Annotated in this window: 24 protein-coding genes; 17 read left to right on the top strand and 7 right to left on the bottom strand. The window is 66.9% G+C overall.

Annotation, left to right across the window (positions count from 1 at the left end):
* Positions 1-8: 8 nt before the first annotated feature.
* The 8 genes from ABT375_RS07365 (at position 9) to ABT375_RS07330 (ending at position 7,156) form a co-directional block, all read left to right on the top strand.
* Positions 9-434, top strand: coding sequence for a hypothetical protein (locus ABT375_RS07365; RefSeq protein WP_224547688.1), 426 nt, complete (start codon positions 9-11; stop codon positions 432-434).
* A 95-nt stretch (positions 435-529) separates the two neighbouring features.
* A complete protein-coding gene (locus ABT375_RS07360) occupies positions 530-1,690 on the top strand; it encodes a glycosyltransferase (RefSeq protein WP_416464618.1) in 1,161 nt (386 codons plus the stop codon).
* Positions 1,691-1,756: 66 nt separating this feature from the next.
* The gene (locus ABT375_RS07355) at positions 1,757-2,044 is read left to right on the top strand and encodes an HPr-rel-A system PqqD family peptide chaperone (RefSeq protein WP_416464617.1); all 288 of its coding nucleotides are present in this window, start codon (positions 1,757-1,759) and stop codon (positions 2,042-2,044) included.
* Positions 2,041-2,904, top strand: a complete 864-nt coding sequence (locus ABT375_RS07350) for an HprK-related kinase A (protein WP_416464616.1) — start codon at positions 2,041-2,043, stop codon at positions 2,902-2,904. Before ABT375_RS07355 ends, ABT375_RS07350 begins: the two co-directional genes overlap by 4 nt.
* A complete protein-coding gene (locus ABT375_RS07345) occupies positions 2,901-3,890 on the top strand; it encodes a nucleotidyltransferase family protein (protein WP_416464615.1) in 990 nt (329 codons plus the stop codon). Before ABT375_RS07350 ends, ABT375_RS07345 begins: the two co-directional genes overlap by 4 nt.
* A 140-nt stretch (positions 3,891-4,030) precedes the next feature.
* Positions 4,031-5,110, top strand: coding sequence for an endonuclease/exonuclease/phosphatase family protein (locus tag ABT375_RS07340; RefSeq protein ID WP_416464614.1), 1,080 nt, complete (start codon positions 4,031-4,033; stop codon positions 5,108-5,110).
* Positions 5,110-6,276, top strand: a complete 1,167-nt coding sequence (locus ABT375_RS07335) for a TonB-dependent receptor (RefSeq protein ID WP_416464613.1) — start codon at positions 5,110-5,112, stop codon at positions 6,274-6,276. Before ABT375_RS07340 ends, ABT375_RS07335 begins: the two co-directional genes overlap by 1 nt.
* A gap of 61 nt (positions 6,277-6,337) precedes the next feature.
* Positions 6,338-7,156, top strand: a complete 819-nt coding sequence (locus tag ABT375_RS07330) for a YncE family protein (RefSeq protein ID WP_416464612.1) — start codon at positions 6,338-6,340, stop codon at positions 7,154-7,156.
* On the opposite strand, the gene ABT375_RS07325 is transcribed toward ABT375_RS07330, so the two are convergent.
* Positions 7,153-7,746: a TetR/AcrR family transcriptional regulator gene (locus tag ABT375_RS07325; protein WP_416464611.1), complete on the bottom strand. Its 594-nt coding sequence runs from the start codon at positions 7,744-7,746 to the stop codon at positions 7,153-7,155. The genes ABT375_RS07330 and ABT375_RS07325 overlap by 4 nt on opposite strands.
* A 71-nt stretch (positions 7,747-7,817) precedes the next feature.
* Here ABT375_RS07325 and bdcA point away from each other — a divergent pair, with 71 nt between their 5' ends.
* Positions 7,818-8,531 carry an SDR family oxidoreductase gene (bdcA, locus tag ABT375_RS07320; protein ID WP_261936498.1) on the top strand — a complete coding sequence of 238 codons (714 nt, stop codon included), beginning with the start codon at positions 7,818-7,820 and terminating at the stop codon, positions 8,529-8,531.
* 10 nt (positions 8,532-8,541) lie between these two features.
* Here bdcA and ABT375_RS07315 read toward each other — a convergent pair whose 3' ends face one another.
* On the bottom strand, positions 8,542-8,931 hold the full coding sequence (locus ABT375_RS07315; RefSeq protein WP_224547676.1) for a hypothetical protein: 390 nt from the start codon (positions 8,929-8,931) through the stop codon (positions 8,542-8,544).
* A 91-nt stretch (positions 8,932-9,022) separates the two neighbouring features.
* Positions 9,023-10,375, bottom strand: a complete 1,353-nt coding sequence (locus ABT375_RS07310) for an amidohydrolase (protein WP_416464610.1) — start codon at positions 10,373-10,375, stop codon at positions 9,023-9,025.
* A 259-nt stretch (positions 10,376-10,634) separates the two neighbouring features.
* On the opposite strand from ABT375_RS07310, the gene ABT375_RS07305 reads away from it, so the two are divergent.
* From ABT375_RS07305 to ABT375_RS07295, 3 genes are all read left to right on the top strand, one after another.
* Positions 10,635-10,874, top strand: coding sequence for a hypothetical protein (locus ABT375_RS07305; protein WP_224547674.1), 240 nt, complete (start codon positions 10,635-10,637; stop codon positions 10,872-10,874).
* A gap of 103 nt (positions 10,875-10,977) precedes the next feature.
* Positions 10,978-11,106 carry a hypothetical protein gene (locus tag ABT375_RS07300; protein WP_261936501.1) on the top strand — a complete coding sequence of 43 codons (129 nt, stop codon included), beginning with the start codon at positions 10,978-10,980 and terminating at the stop codon, positions 11,104-11,106.
* A 2-nt stretch (positions 11,107-11,108) separates the two neighbouring features.
* On the top strand, positions 11,109-11,396 hold the full coding sequence (locus tag ABT375_RS07295) for a hypothetical protein (RefSeq protein WP_224547673.1): 288 nt from the start codon (positions 11,109-11,111) through the stop codon (positions 11,394-11,396).
* A 45-nt stretch (positions 11,397-11,441) separates the two neighbouring features.
* Here the strand turns inward: ABT375_RS07295 and ABT375_RS07290 are convergent, their stop codons facing one another.
* Complete coding sequence (locus ABT375_RS07290; RefSeq protein WP_224547672.1) at positions 11,442-12,248, bottom strand: 3-hydroxybutyrate dehydrogenase; 807 nt, start codon at positions 12,246-12,248, stop codon at positions 11,442-11,444.
* A complete protein-coding gene (locus ABT375_RS07285) occupies positions 12,245-13,438 on the bottom strand; it encodes a DUF3734 domain-containing protein (RefSeq protein ID WP_224547671.1) in 1,194 nt (397 codons plus the stop codon). Before ABT375_RS07285 ends, ABT375_RS07290 begins: the two co-directional genes overlap by 4 nt.
* Before the next feature lie 146 nt (positions 13,439-13,584).
* Here ABT375_RS07285 and ABT375_RS07280 point away from each other — a divergent pair, with 146 nt between their 5' ends.
* Positions 13,585-14,469 carry a neutral zinc metallopeptidase gene (locus ABT375_RS07280; RefSeq protein WP_261936504.1) on the top strand — a complete coding sequence of 295 codons (885 nt, stop codon included), beginning with the start codon at positions 13,585-13,587 and terminating at the stop codon, positions 14,467-14,469.
* Positions 14,470-14,472: 3 nt separating this feature from the next.
* Here ABT375_RS07280 and ABT375_RS07275 read toward each other — a convergent pair whose 3' ends face one another.
* Positions 14,473-14,847, bottom strand: coding sequence for a hypothetical protein (locus ABT375_RS07275; RefSeq protein ID WP_224547668.1), 375 nt, complete (start codon positions 14,845-14,847; stop codon positions 14,473-14,475).
* A 64-nt stretch (positions 14,848-14,911) separates the two neighbouring features.
* Complete coding sequence (locus ABT375_RS07270) at positions 14,912-15,037, bottom strand: hypothetical protein (RefSeq protein ID WP_261936505.1); 126 nt, start codon at positions 15,035-15,037, stop codon at positions 14,912-14,914.
* A 151-nt stretch (positions 15,038-15,188) separates the two neighbouring features.
* Between ABT375_RS07270 and ABT375_RS07265 the strand changes: the two genes are divergently transcribed.
* From ABT375_RS07265 to ABT375_RS07250, 4 genes are all read left to right on the top strand, one after another.
* Positions 15,189-17,876: a bifunctional [glutamine synthetase] adenylyltransferase/[glutamine synthetase]-adenylyl-L-tyrosine phosphorylase gene (locus tag ABT375_RS07265; RefSeq protein WP_416464609.1), complete on the top strand. Its 2,688-nt coding sequence runs from the start codon at positions 15,189-15,191 to the stop codon at positions 17,874-17,876.
* The gene (bcp, locus tag ABT375_RS07260; RefSeq protein ID WP_224547776.1) at positions 17,876-18,337 is read left to right on the top strand and encodes a thioredoxin-dependent thiol peroxidase; all 462 of its coding nucleotides are present in this window, start codon (positions 17,876-17,878) and stop codon (positions 18,335-18,337) included. The genes ABT375_RS07265 and bcp overlap by 1 nt, the downstream gene beginning before the upstream one ends.
* A complete protein-coding gene (locus ABT375_RS07255; RefSeq protein ID WP_416464608.1) occupies positions 18,334-19,143 on the top strand; it encodes a ferritin-like domain-containing protein in 810 nt (269 codons plus the stop codon). Before bcp ends, ABT375_RS07255 begins: the two co-directional genes overlap by 4 nt.
* Positions 19,144-19,251: 108 nt before the next feature.
* Entirely contained in the window at positions 19,252-19,977 is a 726-nt protein-coding gene (locus ABT375_RS07250; RefSeq protein ID WP_224547664.1) for a M23 family metallopeptidase, read from the top strand.
* Positions 19,978-19,999 lie beyond the last annotated feature (22 nt).

Genomic DNA, 19,999 nt, shown 5'->3' with positions numbered 1-19,999 from the left:
AGGACGATATGAGCGACCCGAAGCCCGGACAGGATAGCCCCGAAACCGGCGATGACGCGCCTTCGCTGGCCGTCCCGTCGCGTCGGCAGTTGTTGATGGGCGGCGCGGCGGCGGCATCGGCGATCGTGTCGATCCGCCCTGCGCTGGCCAACACCGCCGCGTCGGTGCTCAACTGCACCATCCCGGTGCCGGACCAAGGCCGGGCGGGCAATTTCATCGCCCCCAACGGCCAACTGGTCCCGGCCGGCACGCCAGGCGCCTATCCCGGCACCGGTCGCAGCTTCACCGGTGAGCAGGTCAAGCAGGCGTTGCGCGGCCGGCCGCTGCCCGGCACCGGCTATGAACAGAACCAGGCCTATCTCAACTATATCCGCCGCTTGCAGCGCGGGACGAGCGGTTTCACCTGCTACGCCTCACTGCAGATGCCGCGCTGAACCGATCGTCGCAACCGTAACGATTTGAACGGATACGGGTTATCCGCGTTGACGGCGTCGAACCTGATATGGTTCGACGTTCGGCGAGGCGTTTCATGTTTCACACCCGCCGCCCCACAGGGCGTGCATTTTCAGTGGCGGTCTATCTCTACCAGCCCGGCGACGGTGGCCTTGATCGCGTCGCCATACTGCTCGCCAATCATCTCCTGCAGCGCGGCGTGCCGGTGGAATTATGGATGGCGCGGACCGATGGCCCGGCGGCCCATCTGATCGACTCCGCGCTGACCGTGCGCCGGGTCCCTGCGCCCGGTGGCATCCGCCGCCTCTCGATGATCGCGCAATTCCCGGCGCTGGCCGGGATGGTGCGGCGTTATCGGCCCGACATTCTTTATTCGGCCGGCAACCAGAGCAATATGCTGGTGGCGCTGGCGGCGCTGGGGACCGACACCAAGGCAGTCGGCCGCATCTCAAACCCCATCGTGCGACCCGGCCAGCGCGGTCCCGGCGCCTGGGCCCGGCTGATGCGTTTCCGCGGTATCGCGCGCCTGAGCGACCTCACCATCGTCATGGGCGAGTATGACCGCACCCTGCTGGCGCAAAGCGGCGACGTTCGCCTGCTGCCCCGCCCGACGGTGACGCGCGCGATGGAACAGGCCCGCGCTGCCCGGACGCCGCGCGGGTCCGGCGATCCCTGGCGATTGCTGATGGTCGGGCGACTGACTCGGCAAAAGGATCAGGCGACGGCGCTCGCCGCGCTGGCGCGCCTGTGCCATATCGACTGGCGACTGACCATCGCCGGACAGGGGCCGCTTCGTGCGCGTCTGGAGCAGCAATGCGCGGCGCTGGGCATTGCCGATCGCGTCGATTTCGCCGGTTATGTCGGCGATCCCGACGCCCTTGCGGCGTTGATGGCCCGCACTGACCTGCTGCTCCAGCCGTCGCGCTGGGAGGGGCTGTGCGCCACGCTGATCGAGGCGCTGGCCTGCGGCGCGGGCGTGGTGGCGACTGACAGCACGCCCAATATCCGCTCGCTTCTGGTGGAGGCCGGCCAGCATCCGGCGGTGCGCGTAGGCGATGCGGCCGCTTTTGCACAGGCCATCGAACGCGCTTTGGCGCATTCGGCGTCGCCCGCGCTGCTGGCGGCGGCGACGCGCGACCATGGCGTCCAGCGCGCGCTCGACCGCTATCTGCGCGCGTTCGAGGGTCTGGCCGGCGCGCCTGCGCCGCAATCCGTCCGGTCGCCAGCGATGTCCTGATGCGTTAGGCACTTGGCTACGTCTTTCGCGCTACAGCGACATGGACAGTAGTATGGGATGCCGAATTTGGACGGAGCGACAGCCTATCGCCGGGACGAGGCGGACGCGGTGGCGACCTGCGTCCTCGACGATCTCGTCCTGCTCTACCATCATCGGTCGGGCCAGACCCATATGGTCATCAGCCCGGTGCCGGAGATATTGGCGCGCATGGCCGACGGCGCGCCGGTGAGCGCGCAGGCGATGCACGACCGGCTGGCGCGCGACTATGATCTGGGTCCAGTGGACGATGCCGTGGCGGAGATCGGTGCGCATCTCGACGCGCTGGTCGCGCTAGGCCTGGTGCGCCCGGCATGAGGCACGCCATCACCCTGCGCATCGGCCCGGCGACCTTCCGCATCGGCTCCGCCTGGCCGCAGCCGATCGCGGAACTGGCCCGGCTCTATATCGCCTATCCCGACGTCCGCGGCGCGATCGCCGACTTCACCGTCCGGCTCCAGCCCATCAGCCTGGCGCGGCGCTGGGTGCGGCCGTCCATCTTCATCACCGGCGACCATGGCCTGGCCGATGCCGCGCCGATGAGCCTGGCGCATGGGCTTCTCGCCGCCGAAATGGGGATGAACCTGCAAATGGCGCTGGGCTGGCGACGCCATCTGCTGCTTCATGCGTCGAGCGTGGAGAAGGACGGGCGGGTGCTGGTGATGACCGGCGAATCCGGGTCGGGCAAATCGACGCTGGCGGCCTTGCTGGGCGAGCGCGGCTGGCGCTTCATGGGCGACGAGTTCGCGCTGCTCGACATGGATAGCGGCGCGATCCTGCCTTTCCCGCGACTCGTCAGCCTCAAGAACCGGGCGATAGACGTCGTGACGCAGGCGGTCGGCGTAGCGCGCATGGGGCCGCTGCTGGCCGCAACGGCGAAGGGCGACATCCGCCACATGGTGCCGCGCATCGATGCCTTGGCGCGCATGGGCGAGGGGGGGATGCCCGCTTTGCTGCTGTTCCCCCGTTTCGGCCATGACGCGGCGGTGCGGCCGGTGGGGCAGGGAGAAATCTTCATGCGACTGACCCAGGCATCGACCAATTATGTCGCGCTGGGCGCGCCGGCCTTCACCGCGCTCACCCGCTTCGTCGCCAATGTCCCGGCGCGGGCGATCGATTTCCCCTCCGGCGACGATGCCATCGCCATGGTCGATCAGCTATGGGAGCAACTGTCATGAGCGCGGCACTGCTGGTGCGCACGCTGCGCGATCCGGCGTCGGCCGGGGCGCTCAATGCGGACGGCTGGAACCGCCTGCTGGCGGCGGCGCGGGCGGAGCGGCTGATCGGGACGCTCGCTTATCGACTGGCGAGCATCGCCCTGCCGGACGCGGTACGACCGATCCTGGATGACGCCCGGCGCGACAGCGGGCGGGAGGCGCAGCAGGCGCTGTGGGAGGCGGACCGGGCGGTGCAGGCGTTGCGCGGCCTGGATGTCAGGCTGGTGCTGCTCAAGGGCGCGGCCTATGTGGCGGCGGGCCTGCGCGCCGGGCAGGGGCGTTTCATCGGCGATCTCGACATATTGGTGCCGCGCGACGCCATGCCCGCCGTGGAGCGCGCGCTGATTGCGGCGGGATGGGAATGGGTCAAGGAAGACCCGTATGACGACGCCTATTATCGCCAGTGGATGCACGAACTGCCGCCGATGATCCATGTCGAGCGCGACCGGATGATCGACGTGCACCACACCATATTGCCGCTGACTGCGCGCCAGACGCCGGATGCGGCGGCGATGATTGCCGATGCGGTTCATATAACCGATGGATTATATATTCTCTCTATCGAGGACCGCATCGTCCATTCGGTCGCGCATATGTTCGCGGACGGCGACATGCAGGGCGGTCTGCGCAACCTGTGGGACATATATTGCCTTCTGCCCGATGCCGATCGTGCAACGCTGGAGGCGCGCGCGACGCGCCACGGTCTTGCCCTCCATGTCCGGCAGGCGCGGCGACTGGCGGGGGCGATCTATGGGGCGGGCGCGCGCCTCACCCTGTGGGACCGGCTGGTGCGCGCGCGCTTGCTGGCGCGCGACGGCTGGGGCCGCGAAAGCCGCAAGCTGCTGGTCTTCGCCTTCTTCGTGCGATCGCACTGGCTGCGGATGCCGCCGCTGATGCTGGCGCGGCACCTGTTCACCAAATGGCGCAAGGGGCACCGCCCCCAATAGGGGCGCAATAGACCTTCGCAATAATGACAGAAGCGGGTCAAGGTGATGACGAACGCTGACTTGCAACTTTAACCGTACCGCCATGGTGCGGACATGGCCATGACCCACGGCCCGGCTAGAGCGCGGCGGGGGTCTTCATCATGTCAAAGCCAGCGCGCGCCTTGTTCTTTGCGAGCCTGACGGCATTACTTGCCGCCAGTTCGTCCAGCGTCAGTTCGTCGGCCGCGCCCGATGCTGCATCCGCCCGACCGCAGGGCGCAACACTGCCTCTGTCGATCATGACCTATAATGTGATGGGCCTGCCTTGGCCGGTGGCCTTCGGTCGGGACGAGGCGTTGGGCCGCATCGCCGACCGGCTGGCCGTGCTGCGCGGGGAGGCGCGGCAGCCGCATGTCGTCCTGTTGCAGGAAGCCTTCATCGCCGATCCGGCGCAGTTCGCCCGTCGCGCCGGCTATGCCCATGTCGCGGCCGGGCCGGATGCGCTGGCCCGTACGCCGATCGCCCGCACCGCCGCCGACGCCGATTTTCTGCGCGGTGCGCGCTGGGACCGGGGCGAAACCCTGTCGAAGCAACTGGGCAGCGGTCTGCTGATCCTGTCCGACTATCCGATCATCGGGATCGACCGGCTGGCCTATCCGGCCTTCGCCTGCGCGGGCTTCGACTGCCTCGCCAACAAGGGTGCCTTGATCGCCCATCTGCGCGTGCCGGGCGTCGCCGCGCCGGTCTCGGTGGTCAACACCCATCTCAACGCGCGCAAGGCGGCGGGCGTGCCGGTCGCCCGGTCGCTCGCCGCGTTCGACCGGCAGGCGCAATTATTGAGCGGCTTCGTGGCCGCCCATGTGCCGCGGGACCGGATGGTGATCCTGGGCGGCGATCTCAATATCGGGCGCGATCCCCGGCGGGTCGAGGCTTTCTTCGGCCGCTGGCGCAGCGCCGGTCTGGGCTTCGTCGCGGCCGCGTTGGGCGGCGGGCGACGGGCGCTGGCCGGTGCGTCGGTCGTTGATCCCGCCCAGCGGCGCGACCTGTCCGAAGCGGTGGCGCGGGGCAAGGATTGGTTGTTCGCCCGCGATGGCGACGGCGCGCCGATGCCGGTCGCCCGCGCGCATGTCCCCTTCGGCGGGGAAGCGCAGGCGCGGCTGTCCGATCATGTCGGCTATGCGATCAGCTATGCGCCGGCCGCCGGGCAGGCCGTGCGCTTCGCCGACGCAGGAGGCCGCTGATGCGGACCCGTACGCCGTCGCTGGCGCTGCTGCTGGCCTCTCTTGCGACTCCGGCGGCGGCCGAAACTTTCTGGCCCGACCATGCCCGTTTCGCGCTCAAGCCCCGCCTCATCCTGCGGGTCCAGCCCGCGCCGCTTGCGCCGCCGCAGCGGCAGGCCCGCATCTACGCCATCGAACTGGCCCCATCACCTGCCGATCCGGCCGACCTGCGGCTGGCCCTGCAACGGCGGCGCCAGCGTTTTGGCGGACTGCCCCTGGTGCGCGCCGCCCAGTCGCCCGGCGCGGATATGCAGCCGCGCAGCAGCGTGATGCTGGCGGATGCGCGGCTCGACCTGCCGTCCGAGATGCTGCCATGGGGCGATCGTCTGTCGGCGACCCTGGGGTGGCAAGCGGTGAAGATCAGCAACCGGGCGGTCAATGCGACGTCGCCCTACACCCGCGACGATCTGCGCGCGCGCGACGGCTTCCTGCCCTCGGCCCGACTGGCGCTGGCGGCGACGTCGAGACTGGATCTGCGCGCCGACTATCGCGAAACCATCCGCGCCTATGCCGACAGCGGCACGATCGGCGCGCTGGGACTGGACCAGCCCGGCTTTCGGGCGTTGCGGGCGGCATTGCGGCCCGAACGCGACAGCCTCAGTCGGATCGGGCTGCGCTGGGCGGCAGTCCCCGCCCTGCGTCTCGCGATCGACGCTTATGACGGGCAGGTGCGCAACCGGCTGTCCTTCGTCGACCATGGCTATCTGCCGCGGACCATGGGGTCGGCGCAGGCGCATGGCGTGGCGATCGAGGCCGTGCACAGCCTGTCCCCGACGCTGCAATGGCGCCTGCGCTACGACCTTGCGCGGATGGATGTGGAGCATGGCGAGCGCCGCACCGAAACGCGCCTGGCGGTGCGGGGCGAATGGCGGCGCGGGCCGTGGCGCGGCGCGCTGTCTGCGGCTCGGACCAGCGCGCCCTTCTGGGCGGAGCCGGGCCATCGACTGCGGATCGAGGGCGGCATTGACTATATGCCGGACGATCTGTTCGGCGTGCGGCTGGGCCTGCATCTGGCCGATCCCGACCAGCTGGCGGTCACGCGCCTCGCCGACCAGCCGCAATCCGGGCCGGTGCGGGCCGCCGATCAGGCGCGCGCACTGATGTTCACTGCGGCGCTGCGTTTGTAGCGCCGCCATTTTTCTGTAGCATTCCCCGCCTATCCGCACGCTTTTCCGGTGGAGATGAACGATGCGCTACGCGACGATCATGCTGGCGATGTCGGGCCTGCTGGCCGCAACCGCGGGCAGGGCGCAGGACGCCGATGCGCCGTCCCCGTCGCCCGCGCCCGTCGTGCATCGTCTGCCTGCCCCCGAAGCACGGCAGGGGGTGGCGTCGGACGGGGTGCATGTCTACGCGATCGACAATGACCGGATCGGCAAATATCGCATATCTACCGGCCAGCGGGTCGCCTCTTGGCAAGGGGAGCGCCGCCTCTTCCCCCATATGAACAGTTGCACCGTGGCGGGGCGCGAACTGGTCTGCGCCGCATCCAACTATCCCGCCGTGCCGCAGACCAGCGCGGTCGAGATTTTCGACACCCGCACGCTGCGCCATCTGCGCACGGTCAGCCTGGGCTTCGGTCCCGGATCGCTGACCGTGCTCGATCGCCATGCCGGCAAATGGTGGGCGGTCTACGCCAACTATGCCGGCAAGGGCGGCGAGCCGAACCGCGACTATCGCTACACGCTGCTGATGCAGATGGACGACGCCTTCCGGCAGGAGGCGGCCTGGACCTTCCCTCAACAGGTGCTGGCCCGCTTCGCCCCTTTCAGTTGCTCGGGCGCGAGCTGGAGCGCGGACGGACGTCTCTACGTCACCGGCCACGACCGGCCCGAAATGTACGAACTGGCGCTGCCCGATGCCGGATCGGTGCTGGAATGGCGGCGCACCATCGGCATCGCGTCGCCGGGGCAGGCGATCGACTGGGATCCGGTCGTTCGCGGCCGCCTCTGGTCGGTCGATCGCAAGGACACCGCGCTGGTCGCCAGCGATATCGCCGGCGATTAACGTTCGGCCAGCACGGCGGCGATCGCCAGTTCCGCCATGTGCGCGACCGCGACCAGCCGATCAGCGGGCGTTCCCGCGCGCGCATCTGCAGACAGGCCGGACATGACCGTCACCATGTAATCCGCCACGACTTCCGCCTTGTCGGCATGGGTCGGGGTGAGGAAGTCACGCACCCGCTGCGCGCTCGCCGCCTTCCAGTTGCGGGCGCAGCAGGCCGCTTCGGCATCCGCGCCGCGCGCGCCCTCCAGCACCATGCAGCCGGCCGTCTGCGGGTCGGCGGCATAGATGCGTGCGGCTTCGTGCAGCAGTGCGCCGAGTGCGGCGGTGGGTGGCGCGCCGGGCGCCAGCAACATGTCGATCGGCAGGCCGTTGCGGGCGTAACGGCCCAGCACCTCGTCGAACAAGGCGGCCTTGCTGCCGAAGGCGGCATAGAGGCTGGGCGGATTGACGCCCATCGCCTGCGCCAGCGCGGCCACGCCGACCCCGTCATAGCCCTGCGCGTGGAACAGCGCCTGCGCCTGATCCAGCGCGGCTTCCCGGTCGAAGGCGCGGGGGCGGCCGCGGCCTTTCGATTTTTCTTTAACAGTCACTACAAAATTCCTTGACCCGATCGATCTTCAATTTATATAGCGATCATTACAAAAATACAAGGAAGACCGACATGACTGATTTCACCTCGAAGAAGACCCTCGTTCTCGGCGGCAGCCGCGGCATCGGCGCCGCCATCGTACGGCGTTTCGCGGCCGACGGTGCGCAGGTGGCCTTCACCTATGCCGGGTCGCATGACGCCGCGCAGGCGCTGGCCGCAGACTCCGGGGCCAGCGCGATCCGCTCCGACGCGGCCGATCGCACGGCGGTGATCGATGTCGTCGCAGCGCAGGGGCCGCTCGACATATTGGTGGTCAATGCCGGCGCCGCCATCCTGGGCGATCCGCTGGAACAGGATGCCGACGCAATCGACCGGATGATCGATCTCAACGTCCGCGCGCCTTACCACGCCGCAGTCGAAGCGGCGCGGCGCATGCCCGACGGCGGGCGCATCATCGTGATCGGATCGGTCAATGGCGACCGGATGCCGTTCGAGGGCGGGGCGGCCTATGCGCTGACCAAATCGGCGCTGCAGGGCATGGCCCGCGGACTCGCCCGCGATTTCGGCGCACGCGGCATCACCGTCAACGTCATCCAGCCCGGCCCGACCAATACCGACATGAATCCGGCCGATGGCCCGATGGCCAGCCTGATGCATGGCTTCATGGCGATCAAGCGTCATGCCACGGGGGAAGAGATTGCCGGCCTGGCGGCCTATCTGGCGGGACCGGAAGCCGGCATCATCACCGGCGCGATGCATACGATCGACGGCGGCTTCGGCGCCTGAACACTGCGCGTCAGGCGGCGACGATGCCCGGCGGCTGCAGGTCGTCGGACATCAGCCACATCTCCGCCGGCAGTTGCGACGAAAAGGCGGCGACGATCGCCTCGCCCAGACGCGCGCGGACGTAAAGCTTGTCCGCGACATTGGCGACCAGGATCGCAACCCGGTCGGTGGGCAGGTAGGTACGATCCATATGCCACAGGATGCGTGCCTCGATATCGGGCGCCTGTCGCTCCGCTTCGGTCACGTCGGACAGGATGCGGATCGGCAATCCGTTGCGCCGCCGGTCTGCGATGATCAGCCCGAGATGGCCATAATGGCGATCGACATCTGCGATCGTCCACACGCCCGTCGCGTGCACGAAGATGATTCCGTCCGGATCGTCCAGTTCGCAAGCAATCATCGCGCGAATATAGTGCTTGGTAAGTTTCGTTAGCAAACGACTTTAACGAAACGATCGCGGAAAATGCATTCCGCGATCGTTTTTCCATAATTCACTGTTTCTTCAATATGTCGAGCGCCAGCACGGTCATGGCTTCACTGGCGGTCGCGATCACCTTGTCGGCTTCCGGCGCCCAGAAGGGGCTGTGCAGCGAGGGCAGGCTGGTCTGCCCTGCCTGCGCCGCCGCCAGCTTGTCGGCCGGGACGCCGCCGACCCAGAATATGAAGCTGTTGATGCTCTTGTCGGCGCGGTAGAAGCGGCTGAAATCCTCGCCGCCCATCACCGCGCTCGTCTTGACTACACGGCCGTCGGGGAAATGGCCTTTGAGCAGGCCGGCCATCTGTTCAGCGAATTCCGGCGGGTTGAAGGTGGAGGGGGTGAACTCGTCCTTCACGCTCACCACCGGCATCCGGTCCTCCGGCACGCCCGCCGCGATCGCCTCGCCGCGACTGATCCGCTTGATCCCTTCGATCAGCTTGGCGCGCGTCTCGTCCGAATAGCTGCGGATGGTCAGCAGCAGCTTCGCTTCGTCGGGGATGATATTATGCTTGGCCCCGGCCTGGAAGCTGCCGACGGTCACGACGGCGGGGTCTTGCGGGTCTTGTTCGCGGCTGACCAGAGTCTGGAGCGAAGTGACGATGCGCGACGCCAGCACGATCGGGTCGCGGGTCGTCTGCGGATAGGCGCCATGACCGCCCAATCCCTTCACCAGGATATCGACGCTGTCGACATTGGCCAGCGCATAGCCGGGCGTATAGCCGATCTGGCCCGCCGCCATATTGGCCGCGTCGTGAAAGGCGATGGCGTGGGTCGGCTTGGGGAAGCGGGTGTAGAGTCCGTCCTCCAGCATCATTCGCGCGCCCTTGCCCACTTCCTCGGCCGGTTGCAGGATCATGACCAGTGTGCCTTTCCACGCATCCTTGCGGGCGGCGAGCAGCTTGGCCGTCTCGATGAAGGCGGTCATGTGGGTATCGTGGCCACAGGCGTGCATGACGCCGGTCTCGACCCCTTCGGGCGTCTTGGTGCGGACCTTGGACGCGAACTCAAGCCCCGTCTGCTCGACCACGGGCAGCCCGTCCATGTCGGCGCGGATCAGCAGCGTCGGGCCGGACCCGTTTTTCATCACCGCAACGACGCCGGTGCCGCCGACCTTTTCGGTGACGTCGAACTTGAGCGCCTTCAGGCGCTTGGCGAGCTTGGCCGCGGTGTTGACTTCCTGCAACGACAGTTCGGGATTGGCGTGCAGGTCGCGATAGAGCGTCATCAGCCCGTCCATGTCCTTGGCCACCGCCGCGGCGATGGCGCTCTGCGCGGGCGGAGCGGGCGGCGGGGTCGGCACGGTCTGGGCGGTGGCGATGGACGAAAGGCTGGCTGCGGCCAGAACGGCCGTGAGCGCATGGCGCATGTTGATAATCTCCCTTGCTGGACGCGAGCATAAGGGGATTTTACGACTGTTAAAGGGGGAGTTTCTCCTGTCGTCGGGCGCGTCCTTGAAATCGGCATGCCGCGACACCATTTCACAAGTGAAAGGAACGATTCGGCGCGTCATGCGTCCTTATGATCGTCCGACCTGTTGCGGCGCGGCCGCGTCTGCGCTGATTTTCATGCGCCTCTTGCCGCTGCTCCGTTTCCATTCTTTCGCTCGAAAAAAAGGAGCCTGTCCCATGGCCCAGACATCCGCATTCTGCCTTGCGCAGCAATCGTTGCACCAGGCGCGCGCATCGTCCGAAACCCTGCCCAATGCGCGCCAGATCGCGCAGCGGGCGGCCAATGCCTGGGGCCGCGAGGCGGAACTGGCCGCGGGCGCCGAGCGTCGCCGCGCCACGCGCGCGGTCCTGTCCGAAGATGAGGCGATCGTCGCCGAATTCCGCGCCGAAGACGAGGCGGCGCGCGCCGCGTTGTAATATTTATGCGATTTGCCTCTCATGGCCTGCGGCTCCGAGGCGGCAGATGATTCCATATGATGAAAAATCGCTCTTATCTGCCGATCTTCAGGAAGGACTGACCATGGCCAAGAGCCAGAAGAAATCAAATCGCGAAGTGCGCAAGCCGAAGGCGGAGAAGCCGCCCAAGGGTAATGCTTCCAACCCCTCGACCAAGCCGGGCGTGGTTGGCATCGTGACGTTGAAAAGCTGATCATGGCGATCGATACGCCGGCAGATCCGGCCCAGCCTTCGCCCAATGGCGGCCGCAGCATGTCCGGGCGGCGCTTCACCCCGCGCAACGCCGTCCGCCTGGCCCCCGACGCCGCCGAGCGGCAGGGCCGCATCACCCGCATGGCGATCGATGCGCTGGGCGCATCCGACGCGATCCTGTTCCTCAACAGCCAGCATGACGGCCTGGCCGATCGCCCGCTCGCTCTGGCGACAACCAGCGAGGACGGGCTGCAATCGGTGCTGCGCCTGCTGAATCCGACCTCGATATGACAAAATCGCCCATCGGCCGGTCAACGGCCGATGGGCGTTTCTATCCTATTGTGCGGTCCAGCCGCCATCGATGCTCATATTGGCACCGGTGATATTGGCCGCGGCATCGCTGCACAGGAACAGCGCCATGGCGGCGACCTGCTCGACCGTCACGAACTGCTTGGTCGGCTGGCCGGCCAGCAGCACGTCGTTCATGACTTGCTCGCGCGTCATGTTCCGCGCTTTCATCGTATCGGGGATCTGGTTTTCCACCAGCGGCGTCCAGACATAGCCGGGCGAGATGCAATTGGCGGTGATGCCGTCGGTCGCCACTTCCAGCGCCACCGTCTTGGTGAAGCCCGCCAGCCCGTGTTTCGCTGTCACATAGGCGCTTTTGAACGGCGATGCGGTCAGCGAATGGGCCGATGCGGTCTGGATGATGCGTCCCCATTTCTTCGATTTCATATAGGGGATGGCGAGCCGGCTGGTGTGGAAGGCGCTGTTGAGGTTCAGCGCGATGATGAGGTTCCACTTGTCGACCGGGAAATCCTCCACCGGTGCGACATGCTGCATTCCGGCATTGTTGATCAGGATGTCGACCCCGCCGAATGTGTCGGCGGCGTCCTTCATCATCGCCTCGATCTGGTCCACCTTGGTCAGGTCGTGGCCCGAATAGAGCGCCTTGGCGCCGCTCAGCGCCTCCAGCCCGACGCGCTCCTTCTCGATTCCATCGGCGTCGCCGAACCCGTTGATGACGACATTGGCGCCTTCGCCGGCCAGCGCCTTGGCATAGGCCAGGCCGATGCCGGATGTGGACCCGGTGATCAGCGCGGTCTTGCCCGCCAAGGACTTTCCAGACTCCGACTTGCTCATGCCTTTTTCTCCTTGAGATGATCCGGTTCGTCGAGGTCGAATGTCGCGCTCTTGCCGTCGAGGATATTGCGCGCGATCAGGTCGCCCTTGTGCATCACTTCCTCCACCGCGTCGCGGCCCTGGCTCCAATGGTCGAGCATGGTCGCGCGGGAAAATTCGAAATCCTTTGCGCCGCTTTCCCAGGCGCGCGATCGGTAGATGAGGTGGACGATGTTGACCGATCCGCCATCCAGCATCTCGCGCAGGCGCTGGGCTTCCGTTTCGCCCTGCAATTCGGGCGGCAGCTTGTCGAGCAGCGCCTTGATCGCGCCATGCTCGCGGCGCAGGCGCAGATACTGATCCGTCACCTGCCGGGTGCGGCTGCTATACTGGATGTCCTTCATGCGCGAATAGACGTCGGTCATCTGCCGCGGCATCGGCCCTTCGGCGGGGAAGAGGTCGACCTGGAATACCAGCATATCCTCGGTCTGGTGATTGAGGACATGGGCCAGCGGGGTATTGGACACAATGCCGCCGTCCCAATACCAGCGCCCGTCAATCTCGATCGGGGGCAGGCCGGGGGGCAGGGCGCCCGACGCCATGATGTGGCGCGCGTCGATCCGGGTATTGCCGCCGGGGCCGCGCGTGTCCCAATAGGCGAAATTGCCCGTTTCCACGTCGACAGCGCCCACCGACAGGCGGACGGGGCCGTCGTTGAGCAAATCCCAGTCGACGCAGGCGTCCAGCGTGTCCTTCAATGGCGCGCTGTCGTAGAAGCTGATCGCACCCGGCGTGCCTTCGGGCATCAGGGTGGCGGGCCAGAGGCGCGGACGGAACATGCCCGGCACGCCGAATCCGGCGACCACGCTCGCCGCGCCCAGATGCATCGCTTCGCGAATATGGTCGATTTCCGGCAGGATCATGTTGGGCATCCCGCCCGACACGGTGTACCAGAATTTCTTGAGCCGGCTGAGCCGCCGATGCGGCAGATTGCCCGCGATGATCGCCGCGTTGATCGCGCCGATCGATATGCCCGCGACCCAACTGACGTCGACACCCAGTTCGTCCAGCCGTTCATAGACGCCGGACTGAAAGGATCCCAATGCCCCGCCGCCCTGCAGCAGCAACGCGACTTCGCGGGGGAGGGGGAGGGGTGTGCGGGCGCGACGAAGCGGTTTCGCCTCGGTGCCAAAGGGTTCGGTATCAGCCATGTCGCAGTGCAATATAGTCTTTGACGCCGCTATTCCAACTTAATGTCTCGTAACAAATCACGGCCCGCCGCAACCTTCGCGTCGGCGGACTGTTCCCCGAACGCATTGAATCGCGTAGGCAACGATCAAGAGAAAGGGAGGGCGCCATGCGGCTCGACGACGAACAGGAAAGCAGTCATTACGAGGTGCAGGACGGCCGTAGCGGCGGCGGCCTGGGCGGCGGTGGATTGGGTGGCGGACTGGGCATGTTGCTGCCGCTGATCGGCAGCCGTTTCGGCTGCGGCGGGATCGTCGTGGTGCTGATCATCATGGTGGTGATGGGGATCAACCCGCTCAGCCTGATCGGCGGCGGCGGCGGAGGACAGCAGGTCCAGACCGAGCGACCCGCGGCCGGCCAGCTCACCGATGTCCAGCGCACCTCGCTCAAGGTGCTGGGATCGACCGAACGCCGCTGGACCGACATTTTCAAGGCGGAAGGGCAGCAATATCCCCCGCCGACTTTGGTCTTCTACAGCCAGAACGGCCAGTCGGGCTGCGGCGCGGCGCAATCGGCCATGGGGCCTTTCTACTGCCCGGCGGACCAGCGCATCTATCTCGACACCGATTTCTTCAATGAGATGGAAACCCGCTTCAACGCGCCCGGCGATTTCCCGATCGGCTATATCATCGCGCATGAGGTCGGCCATCATATCCAGACCATCACCGGCGAGGCGGACAAGATCCGCAAGGCGCAGCAGCGCGCATCCGAGGCCGAAGGCAATGCGCTTCAGGTGAAGATGGAATTGCAGGCCGACTGCTATGCCGGCGTATGGGCCGCGCGCGACACCAATTTGATGGAGGCGGGCGACCTGGAGGAAGGGATGCGTGCGGCCGAAGCGATCGGCGACGACACGCTCCAGAAATCGGCCGGCCGGCGGCCGGTGCCCGAAAGCTTCACCCATGGCACCAGCGCGCAGCGCATGGAATGGCTGCGCAAGGGGCTGTCGACCGGCGATCCTGCCCAGTGCGACACGTTCCAGGGTGCAATCTGACCCTTATTCCGCGTTTGGCGATCCGGCGGGGGCATCCTGCGGCGAAAAGCCGGGGGCCATGCCACCGCTGATCGGCGGCGCGGACGTGTCGGGCAGACCGGCGCCGGGGGCCAGCGCGGGCTGGTCCGCCCCGGCCATGGGCTGGCCGAAGGACGAGGCGGCATCGACCGTCGGCGCGCCGGGCGTCACGACCGGCGCAACCGGTACGGGCACGGGCGGCGGCGGCACGTCGGCTATGATGGCGGACTGGCCCTGCGGCGCGGGTTCGTGCTTGGGCAAAAGGGCTTGGGTGGCCATCACGATCAGGGGGGCGGCCAGCAGCGTAGCGATGGCGAAATTGCGATAGAGCATGGACGTGCGACTTTTCTGGAATGACAAGCCCCGACTTCTATCCAAAATGGGTAAATAAAGCCCTGCTATCATTTGGCGAAGGCGTGGCCGGTCAGTGCCGGTCCAGCTTCGCCAGCAGCGCCATCATGTCGTCGGGCACCCCGTCACGGCCGGGCGCATAGGTCGCGCGCAGGGCATTGCCGACGCCTTCATATGGTTCCGGCACATCGACGGTCACGATTCGACCGCTGCCGCTTTCGCGCCCCGCTGCCGATCGGCCTGAAGATTTGTGCTGGATGTCCATAAGGACTGAACGGCTTTGTAACCCAAAAGTTTCTGGCATTCGTCGCAAGCCCAAGCGATAGCGCCCGAAGATAAGGGAGAGCAATGTGACCGACTGGCTGCAAACCGAAGCCCGCATCAGGGGCCATTCGCCCTTTCTGGCGCGCGCGCTGGACCGTTTCCCGGCCGTGACCGAGCGGCTGGCGGCCGGCGACCATGATGGCGCGCTCGCTGCGGCACAGGCGGCGGGCAGCCCGGAAGACGGTGTCGCCCGGTCGCTCCGCCGCCGTCGCGGGGCGATCGCGCTGGCGGTGGCCGCCGCCGACCTGGCGGGCGCCTGGGACATGGATCGCGTCACCCGCACCCTGTCCGACTTTGCCGACCAGGCGCTGGAAGAAGCGCTCGCGGCCGCGATGCAGGAACGCTATCCAGACGCCGACCATCGCGGCTTCGTCGTCCTCGCGCTGGGCAAGCATGGCAGCCGGGAGCTGAACTATTCGTCGGATATAGATCCGATCCTGCTCTACGATCCCGCCACCCTGCCGCATGGCGAGCGGGAGGATGTCGCCGACGCGGCTGTCCGCATCGGCCGCCGGATGAGCGAGCTGCTCACCGCCCGCGACGGCGACGGCTATGTCTTCCGCGTCGATCTGCGCCTGCGGCCTTCGCCCGAAGCGACGCCGATCGCACTGCCGGTGGAGGCGGCGATCGGCTATTATGAATCGACCGCGATGGGCTGGGAACAGGCCGCCTTCATCCGCGCGCGCCCCGCCGCCGGCGATATCCCGCTCGGCGATTATTTCATGCGCCAGATCCGCCCCTTCGTCTGGCGGCGCAGCCTGGATTTCGGCGCGATCGACGCGATCGTCGACATCAGCCGCCGCATTCGCGACCATTATGCGCAGGGGCAGGCGTTCGGGCCGGGCTATGACCTCAAGCGCGGACGCGGCGGCATTCGCGAAGTCGAATTCTTCGCCCAGGTCCATCAGCTCATCCATGGTGGTCGCGACCCGTCGCTGCGATCGGGCAATACCCGCGAGGCGCTGGCCGCGCTGGCCGCGGCGAATGTGATCGAGACCGACGTCGCCGCGCGGCTGGACGAGGCCTATATCCTGTTCCGCACGATCGAGCATCGGCTCCAGATGGTGGAGGACCGCCAGACCCACGAACTGCCCAAGGCGGCGGCCAGCCTCGACAATGTCGCGCGACTGCACGGCCTGCCCGACGCGACGGCGCTGCTCGACCTGTTGCGCCCGCATGTCGAATGGGTCGGCCGCAACTATGACCGGCTCAGTCCCGAAAAGGATGATGCCGCGCTGTCCCAGGACGAGGAGCGGCTGAAGGCGCAACTGGTCGAGATCGGCTTTGCCGACGCGGAAACCCCGCTCGCCCGCATCACGCGCTGGCGCGGCGGCACGATCCGGGCGCTGCGCAGCGCGCCCTCGCGCGAGGCGCTCGAAGCGCTGCTGCCCGGCCTGATGCGCACATTGGCCAAGGCGCCCGACCCCAGTCGCGCGCTCAATCGCCTCGACGACATGATCGGCCGGCTGCCGAGCGCGATCAACTTCTTCAAGCTGCTCGCCGCACGTCCCGCGCTGGTCGAACTGCTGGCCGAGATATTGAGCCACGCCCCGACCCTGGCTGACGCGCTGGGGCGCCGCGCCGAACTGATCGACGGCCTCATCGACGCCTCCGCCTTCGATCCGCCGCCGTCCGTGCCGCAACTGGCCCGGCAACTGGGCGCATTGGAACCGGGCGAGGATTATCAGGCATTGCTCGACCGGGTGCGCCAGCGTGTGGGCGACCGACGCTTCGCGCTGGGTGCGCAGATCATTCGTGGCGGCGATCCGCTGGAGGCGGGCAGGGGCTATGGCCGCGTCGCCGAAGCCGCGATCGAGGCGCTGGCCGCCGCCACCGTGGCCGAATTCGAAACCGCCCATGGCAAGGTGCCGGGCGGCGACATGCTTATCCTGGCGTTGGGCCGCATGGGCGGCGAGGTACTGACCCATGCCTCGGACCTCGACCTCGTCTATCTTTTTACCGGCGATTTCTCGACCGAATCGGATGGGCCGCGACCGCTGGGCGCGACCCAATATTTCAACCGCCTTGGCCAGCGCATCACCAACGCCCTGTCGGTCCATACCGCGTCTGGCCCGCTCTACGAGGTCGATACGCGGCTGCGCCCGTCCGGCGCGCAAGGATTGTTGGCGGTCAGCCTCGACAGTTTCGCCAAATATCAGCGGGAAGAAGCCTGGACGTGGGAGCATCTGGCGCTCACCCGCGCCCGGCCGGTGTTCGGTTCGCCGCAGGCGCGGGCCGCGCTTGACGAGATCCTGGCAGAAACGCTCCGGCGCCCGCGCGATTTCGACGATCTCGCGCGCCAGGCGGTGAAGATGCGCGCGGACATCGCCCGGCATAAGCCGCCGGCCAGCGATCTGGACGTCAAGCTGGTGCCGGGCGGCCTCGTGGACCTGGAATTCCTGATCCATGTGAACCAGTTCCGCCACGGCATGGCCTTCGACCCCGATCTGGGCCAGGCGCTCGCCGAACTGGTCGCGGCCGGCCACCTGCCCGAGGAGTTGATCGCGGCGCATGACCTCATCACCCGCTATCTGGTGGTGTCGCGGCTGGTGTCGCCCAAATCCACCGAGCCGGCGGAGGCCACCCGGTCGCTGGTCGCGCGGGCCTGTGGCGCGGCCGATTGGGACGGGCTGCTTGCAAGCTACGCCAAGGCGCGGCAATGCGTGGGCGAAGCCTGGGCCGCGCTTGCCGCGCCCTATCAGGAGAAAGCATGATGCTGGAACAGGGTATGTCCGTCCCCGCCGTGACGCTGACCGACGCCGACGGCGTGGATTTCACGCTGGACGCCTATCAGGGCAAACCGCTGGTCGTCTATTTCTATCCCAAGGCGGACACGCCCGGCTGCACCAACGAGGCGAAGGATTTCACCGCGCTGGCCGATGATTTCGCCGCTGCTGGCGTGCCGATCGTGGGCATTTCCAAGGACAAGCCGGGCAAGCTCAAGAAATTCGCCGACAAATATGGCCTGCGCGTCATCCTCGCCTCCGACGAATCGGGTGCGGCGTGCGAGGCGTTCGGCACCTGGGTCGAAAAGTCGCTCTATGGTCGCAAATATATGGGGATCGAACGCGCCACCTTTCTGGTCGGTGCGGAAGGCGCGATCCTGCGGGTCTGGCCCAAGGTGAAGGTCAAGGGCCACGCCGCAGAGGTGCTGGAGGCGGTGCAGGCGCTTTGACCCTGCCGGCAGCCGTAACCAGCGTGGGCGCGGGTTGCGCCCATGTCCTTCTGACCCCCGATCCGCGCGCCAAGCTGATGGCCGCGCGCGCGGTCGCGCGGGCCTGGCGACAGGGGCGGCTGGCGCATCGGTTCGACGTCGTCCTGCCGGATCGTCCGGCGCGGCCCGCCACGCCTATATTGCTGCCGCCCGGCCAGATGCCCCGACGCGGCAAGATCGGCTCGGATCGGGCGCGGATCGCCATGCTCCATGCGATCGCCCATATCGAATCCGTCGCGATCGATCTCGCCTTCGACCTGATCGGCCGGTTCGGTGGGCAATTCCCCGCCGCCTTCACCGATGAATGGATGCAGGTCGGCGCGGAGGAGGCGATGCATTTCGCTTTGCTCGAACGCCGGCTGCGCCAGATGGGCAGCCATTATGGCGCGCTCGCCGCCCATGACGGCCTGTGGCAGGCGGCGGAGGAAACGGCGGGCGATGCGCTCGCCCGGCTCGCCATCGTGCCGATGGTGCTGGAGGCGCGGGCGCTGGACATCACGCCGGCCACGATCGAACGGTTCGAGGCGGTGGGTGACGTAGCATCCGGCCGTATGCTGCGACGCATCATGGCCGACGAAATTCGCCATGTCGCGGCAGGGACGAAATGGTTCGTCGCGGCGACGAACCGATTGGGCGTAGACGCCGCCAATCATTACCAAATGCTTGTGAAACGCCACTTTAGGGGCAGCGTTAAGCCTCCGTTCAACGACTCGGCGCGTCGGCAGGCCGGTCTGACGGAAGAATTCTACGTCGCGCTTGCAACATGAGCCGCGATTTGCAGTCTGCATCCGGCGGGGGCGATCCAGGTCGCCAATAAGTTAAACACGGGAAGCGCCGAGGGGCATCAAGCCTCCGGTGACATAGTCGGGGTCTGCATGTCGGTTCTTCACACGGTAAATGCTCGCGGGTCGCGTTTGTTCCAGACGAGCAAGGTTAAGACGATTTTAGCCAGCATCGGGATTGTCGGCGCGCTCTGCGCGACCGCCCCGGTCCACGCCACCGAAAGCGACGATCCCTATGGCGATGCGTCGGAAATCAACACCAGTCCGCTTGGGCCATCCGACGTCGGCTTCTCCAACCTCTTCTCCAGCCTGCAGCGCCTGGACGGCAATGCCAAGACCGCGGCCTATATCCCCTCGGGCCGCCCGGTCGAAAAGCTGACCCTGACCTCGAACTTCGGCGTCCGTTCAGATCCGTTCAACCGCGCTGCCCGGATGCACAAGGGCATCGACATTCCCGGCCCGATCGGCACCCCGATCCACGCGACCGCCGACGGCATCATCAGCCGCGCCGGCTGGGCCAGCGGCTATGGCAACCTCGTCCAGATCTCGCACGGCAGCGGCATGGAAACGCGCTACGGCCATATGTCGAAGCTGCTGGTCGCCGAAAATAGCTATGTGAAGCGCGGCCAGATCATCGGCCTGATGGGTTCGACCGGCCGTTCCACCGGCAGCCACCTCCATTATGAAGTCCGTGTCGATGGCGCCGCGATCAACCCGCTGCCCTTCGTCGCCGGCCCCGACTATCTGGTCGCGATGAACACCAAGCCGCCACTCGCCATGGGCGGCCCGACCAAGGCGGAAGAAAAAGCCGCCGACTAAGGCCGGTTTCCCGGAAATTCGC

The organism is Sphingomonas sp. VDB2, from assembly GCF_047946695.1.
GTDB classification, from domain to species: domain Bacteria; phylum Pseudomonadota; class Alphaproteobacteria; order Sphingomonadales; family Sphingomonadaceae; genus Sphingobium; species Sphingobium bisphenolicum.
This window is presented reverse-complemented; position numbering and strand designations above follow the sequence as displayed.

What these genes read in the sequence shown, in the direction of transcription:
- ABT375_RS07340 (WP_416464614.1), top strand. Translation starts at nt 4,031, where the DNA reads ATGTCAAAGCCAGCGCGCGCCTTGTTCTTTGCGAGCCTGACGGCATTA.
- ABT375_RS07280 (WP_261936504.1), top strand. Translation starts at nt 13,585, where the DNA reads ATGCGGCTCGACGACGAACAGGAAAGCAGTCATTACGAGGTGCAGGAC.
- ABT375_RS07335 (WP_416464613.1), top strand. Translation starts at nt 5,110, where the DNA reads ATGCGGACCCGTACGCCGTCGCTGGCGCTGCTGCTGGCCTCTCTTGCG.
- bcp (WP_224547776.1), top strand. Translation starts at nt 17,876, where the DNA reads ATGCTGGAACAGGGTATGTCCGTCCCCGCCGTGACGCTGACCGACGCC.
- ABT375_RS07330 (WP_416464612.1), top strand. Translation starts at nt 6,338, where the DNA reads ATGCGCTACGCGACGATCATGCTGGCGATGTCGGGCCTGCTGGCCGCA.
- ABT375_RS07290 (WP_224547672.1), bottom strand. Translation starts at nt 12,248, where the DNA reads ATGAGCAAGTCGGAGTCTGGAAAGTCCTTGGCGGGCAAGACCGCGCTG.
- ABT375_RS07360 (WP_416464618.1), top strand. Translation starts at nt 530, where the DNA reads ATGTTTCACACCCGCCGCCCCACAGGGCGTGCATTTTCAGTGGCGGTC.
- ABT375_RS07310 (WP_416464610.1), bottom strand. Translation starts at nt 10,375, where the DNA reads ATGCGCCATGCGCTCACGGCCGTTCTGGCCGCAGCCAGCCTTTCGTCC.
- ABT375_RS07315 (WP_224547676.1), bottom strand. Translation starts at nt 8,931, where the DNA reads ATGATTGCTTGCGAACTGGACGATCCGGACGGAATCATCTTCGTGCAC.
- ABT375_RS07345 (WP_416464615.1), top strand. Translation starts at nt 2,901, where the DNA reads ATGAGCGCGGCACTGCTGGTGCGCACGCTGCGCGATCCGGCGTCGGCC.
- ABT375_RS07305 (WP_224547674.1), top strand. Translation starts at nt 10,635, where the DNA reads ATGGCCCAGACATCCGCATTCTGCCTTGCGCAGCAATCGTTGCACCAG.
- ABT375_RS07250 (WP_224547664.1), top strand. Translation starts at nt 19,252, where the DNA reads ATGTCGGTTCTTCACACGGTAAATGCTCGCGGGTCGCGTTTGTTCCAG.
- bdcA (WP_261936498.1), top strand. Translation starts at nt 7,818, where the DNA reads ATGACTGATTTCACCTCGAAGAAGACCCTCGTTCTCGGCGGCAGCCGC.
- ABT375_RS07350 (WP_416464616.1), top strand. Translation starts at nt 2,041, where the DNA reads ATGAGGCACGCCATCACCCTGCGCATCGGCCCGGCGACCTTCCGCATC.
- ABT375_RS07300 (WP_261936501.1), top strand. Translation starts at nt 10,978, where the DNA reads ATGGCCAAGAGCCAGAAGAAATCAAATCGCGAAGTGCGCAAGCCGAAG.
- ABT375_RS07365 (WP_224547688.1), top strand. Translation starts at nt 9, where the DNA reads ATGAGCGACCCGAAGCCCGGACAGGATAGCCCCGAAACCGGCGATGAC.
- ABT375_RS07285 (WP_224547671.1), bottom strand. Translation starts at nt 13,438, where the DNA reads ATGGCTGATACCGAACCCTTTGGCACCGAGGCGAAACCGCTTCGTCGC.
- ABT375_RS07295 (WP_224547673.1), top strand. Translation starts at nt 11,109, where the DNA reads ATGGCGATCGATACGCCGGCAGATCCGGCCCAGCCTTCGCCCAATGGC.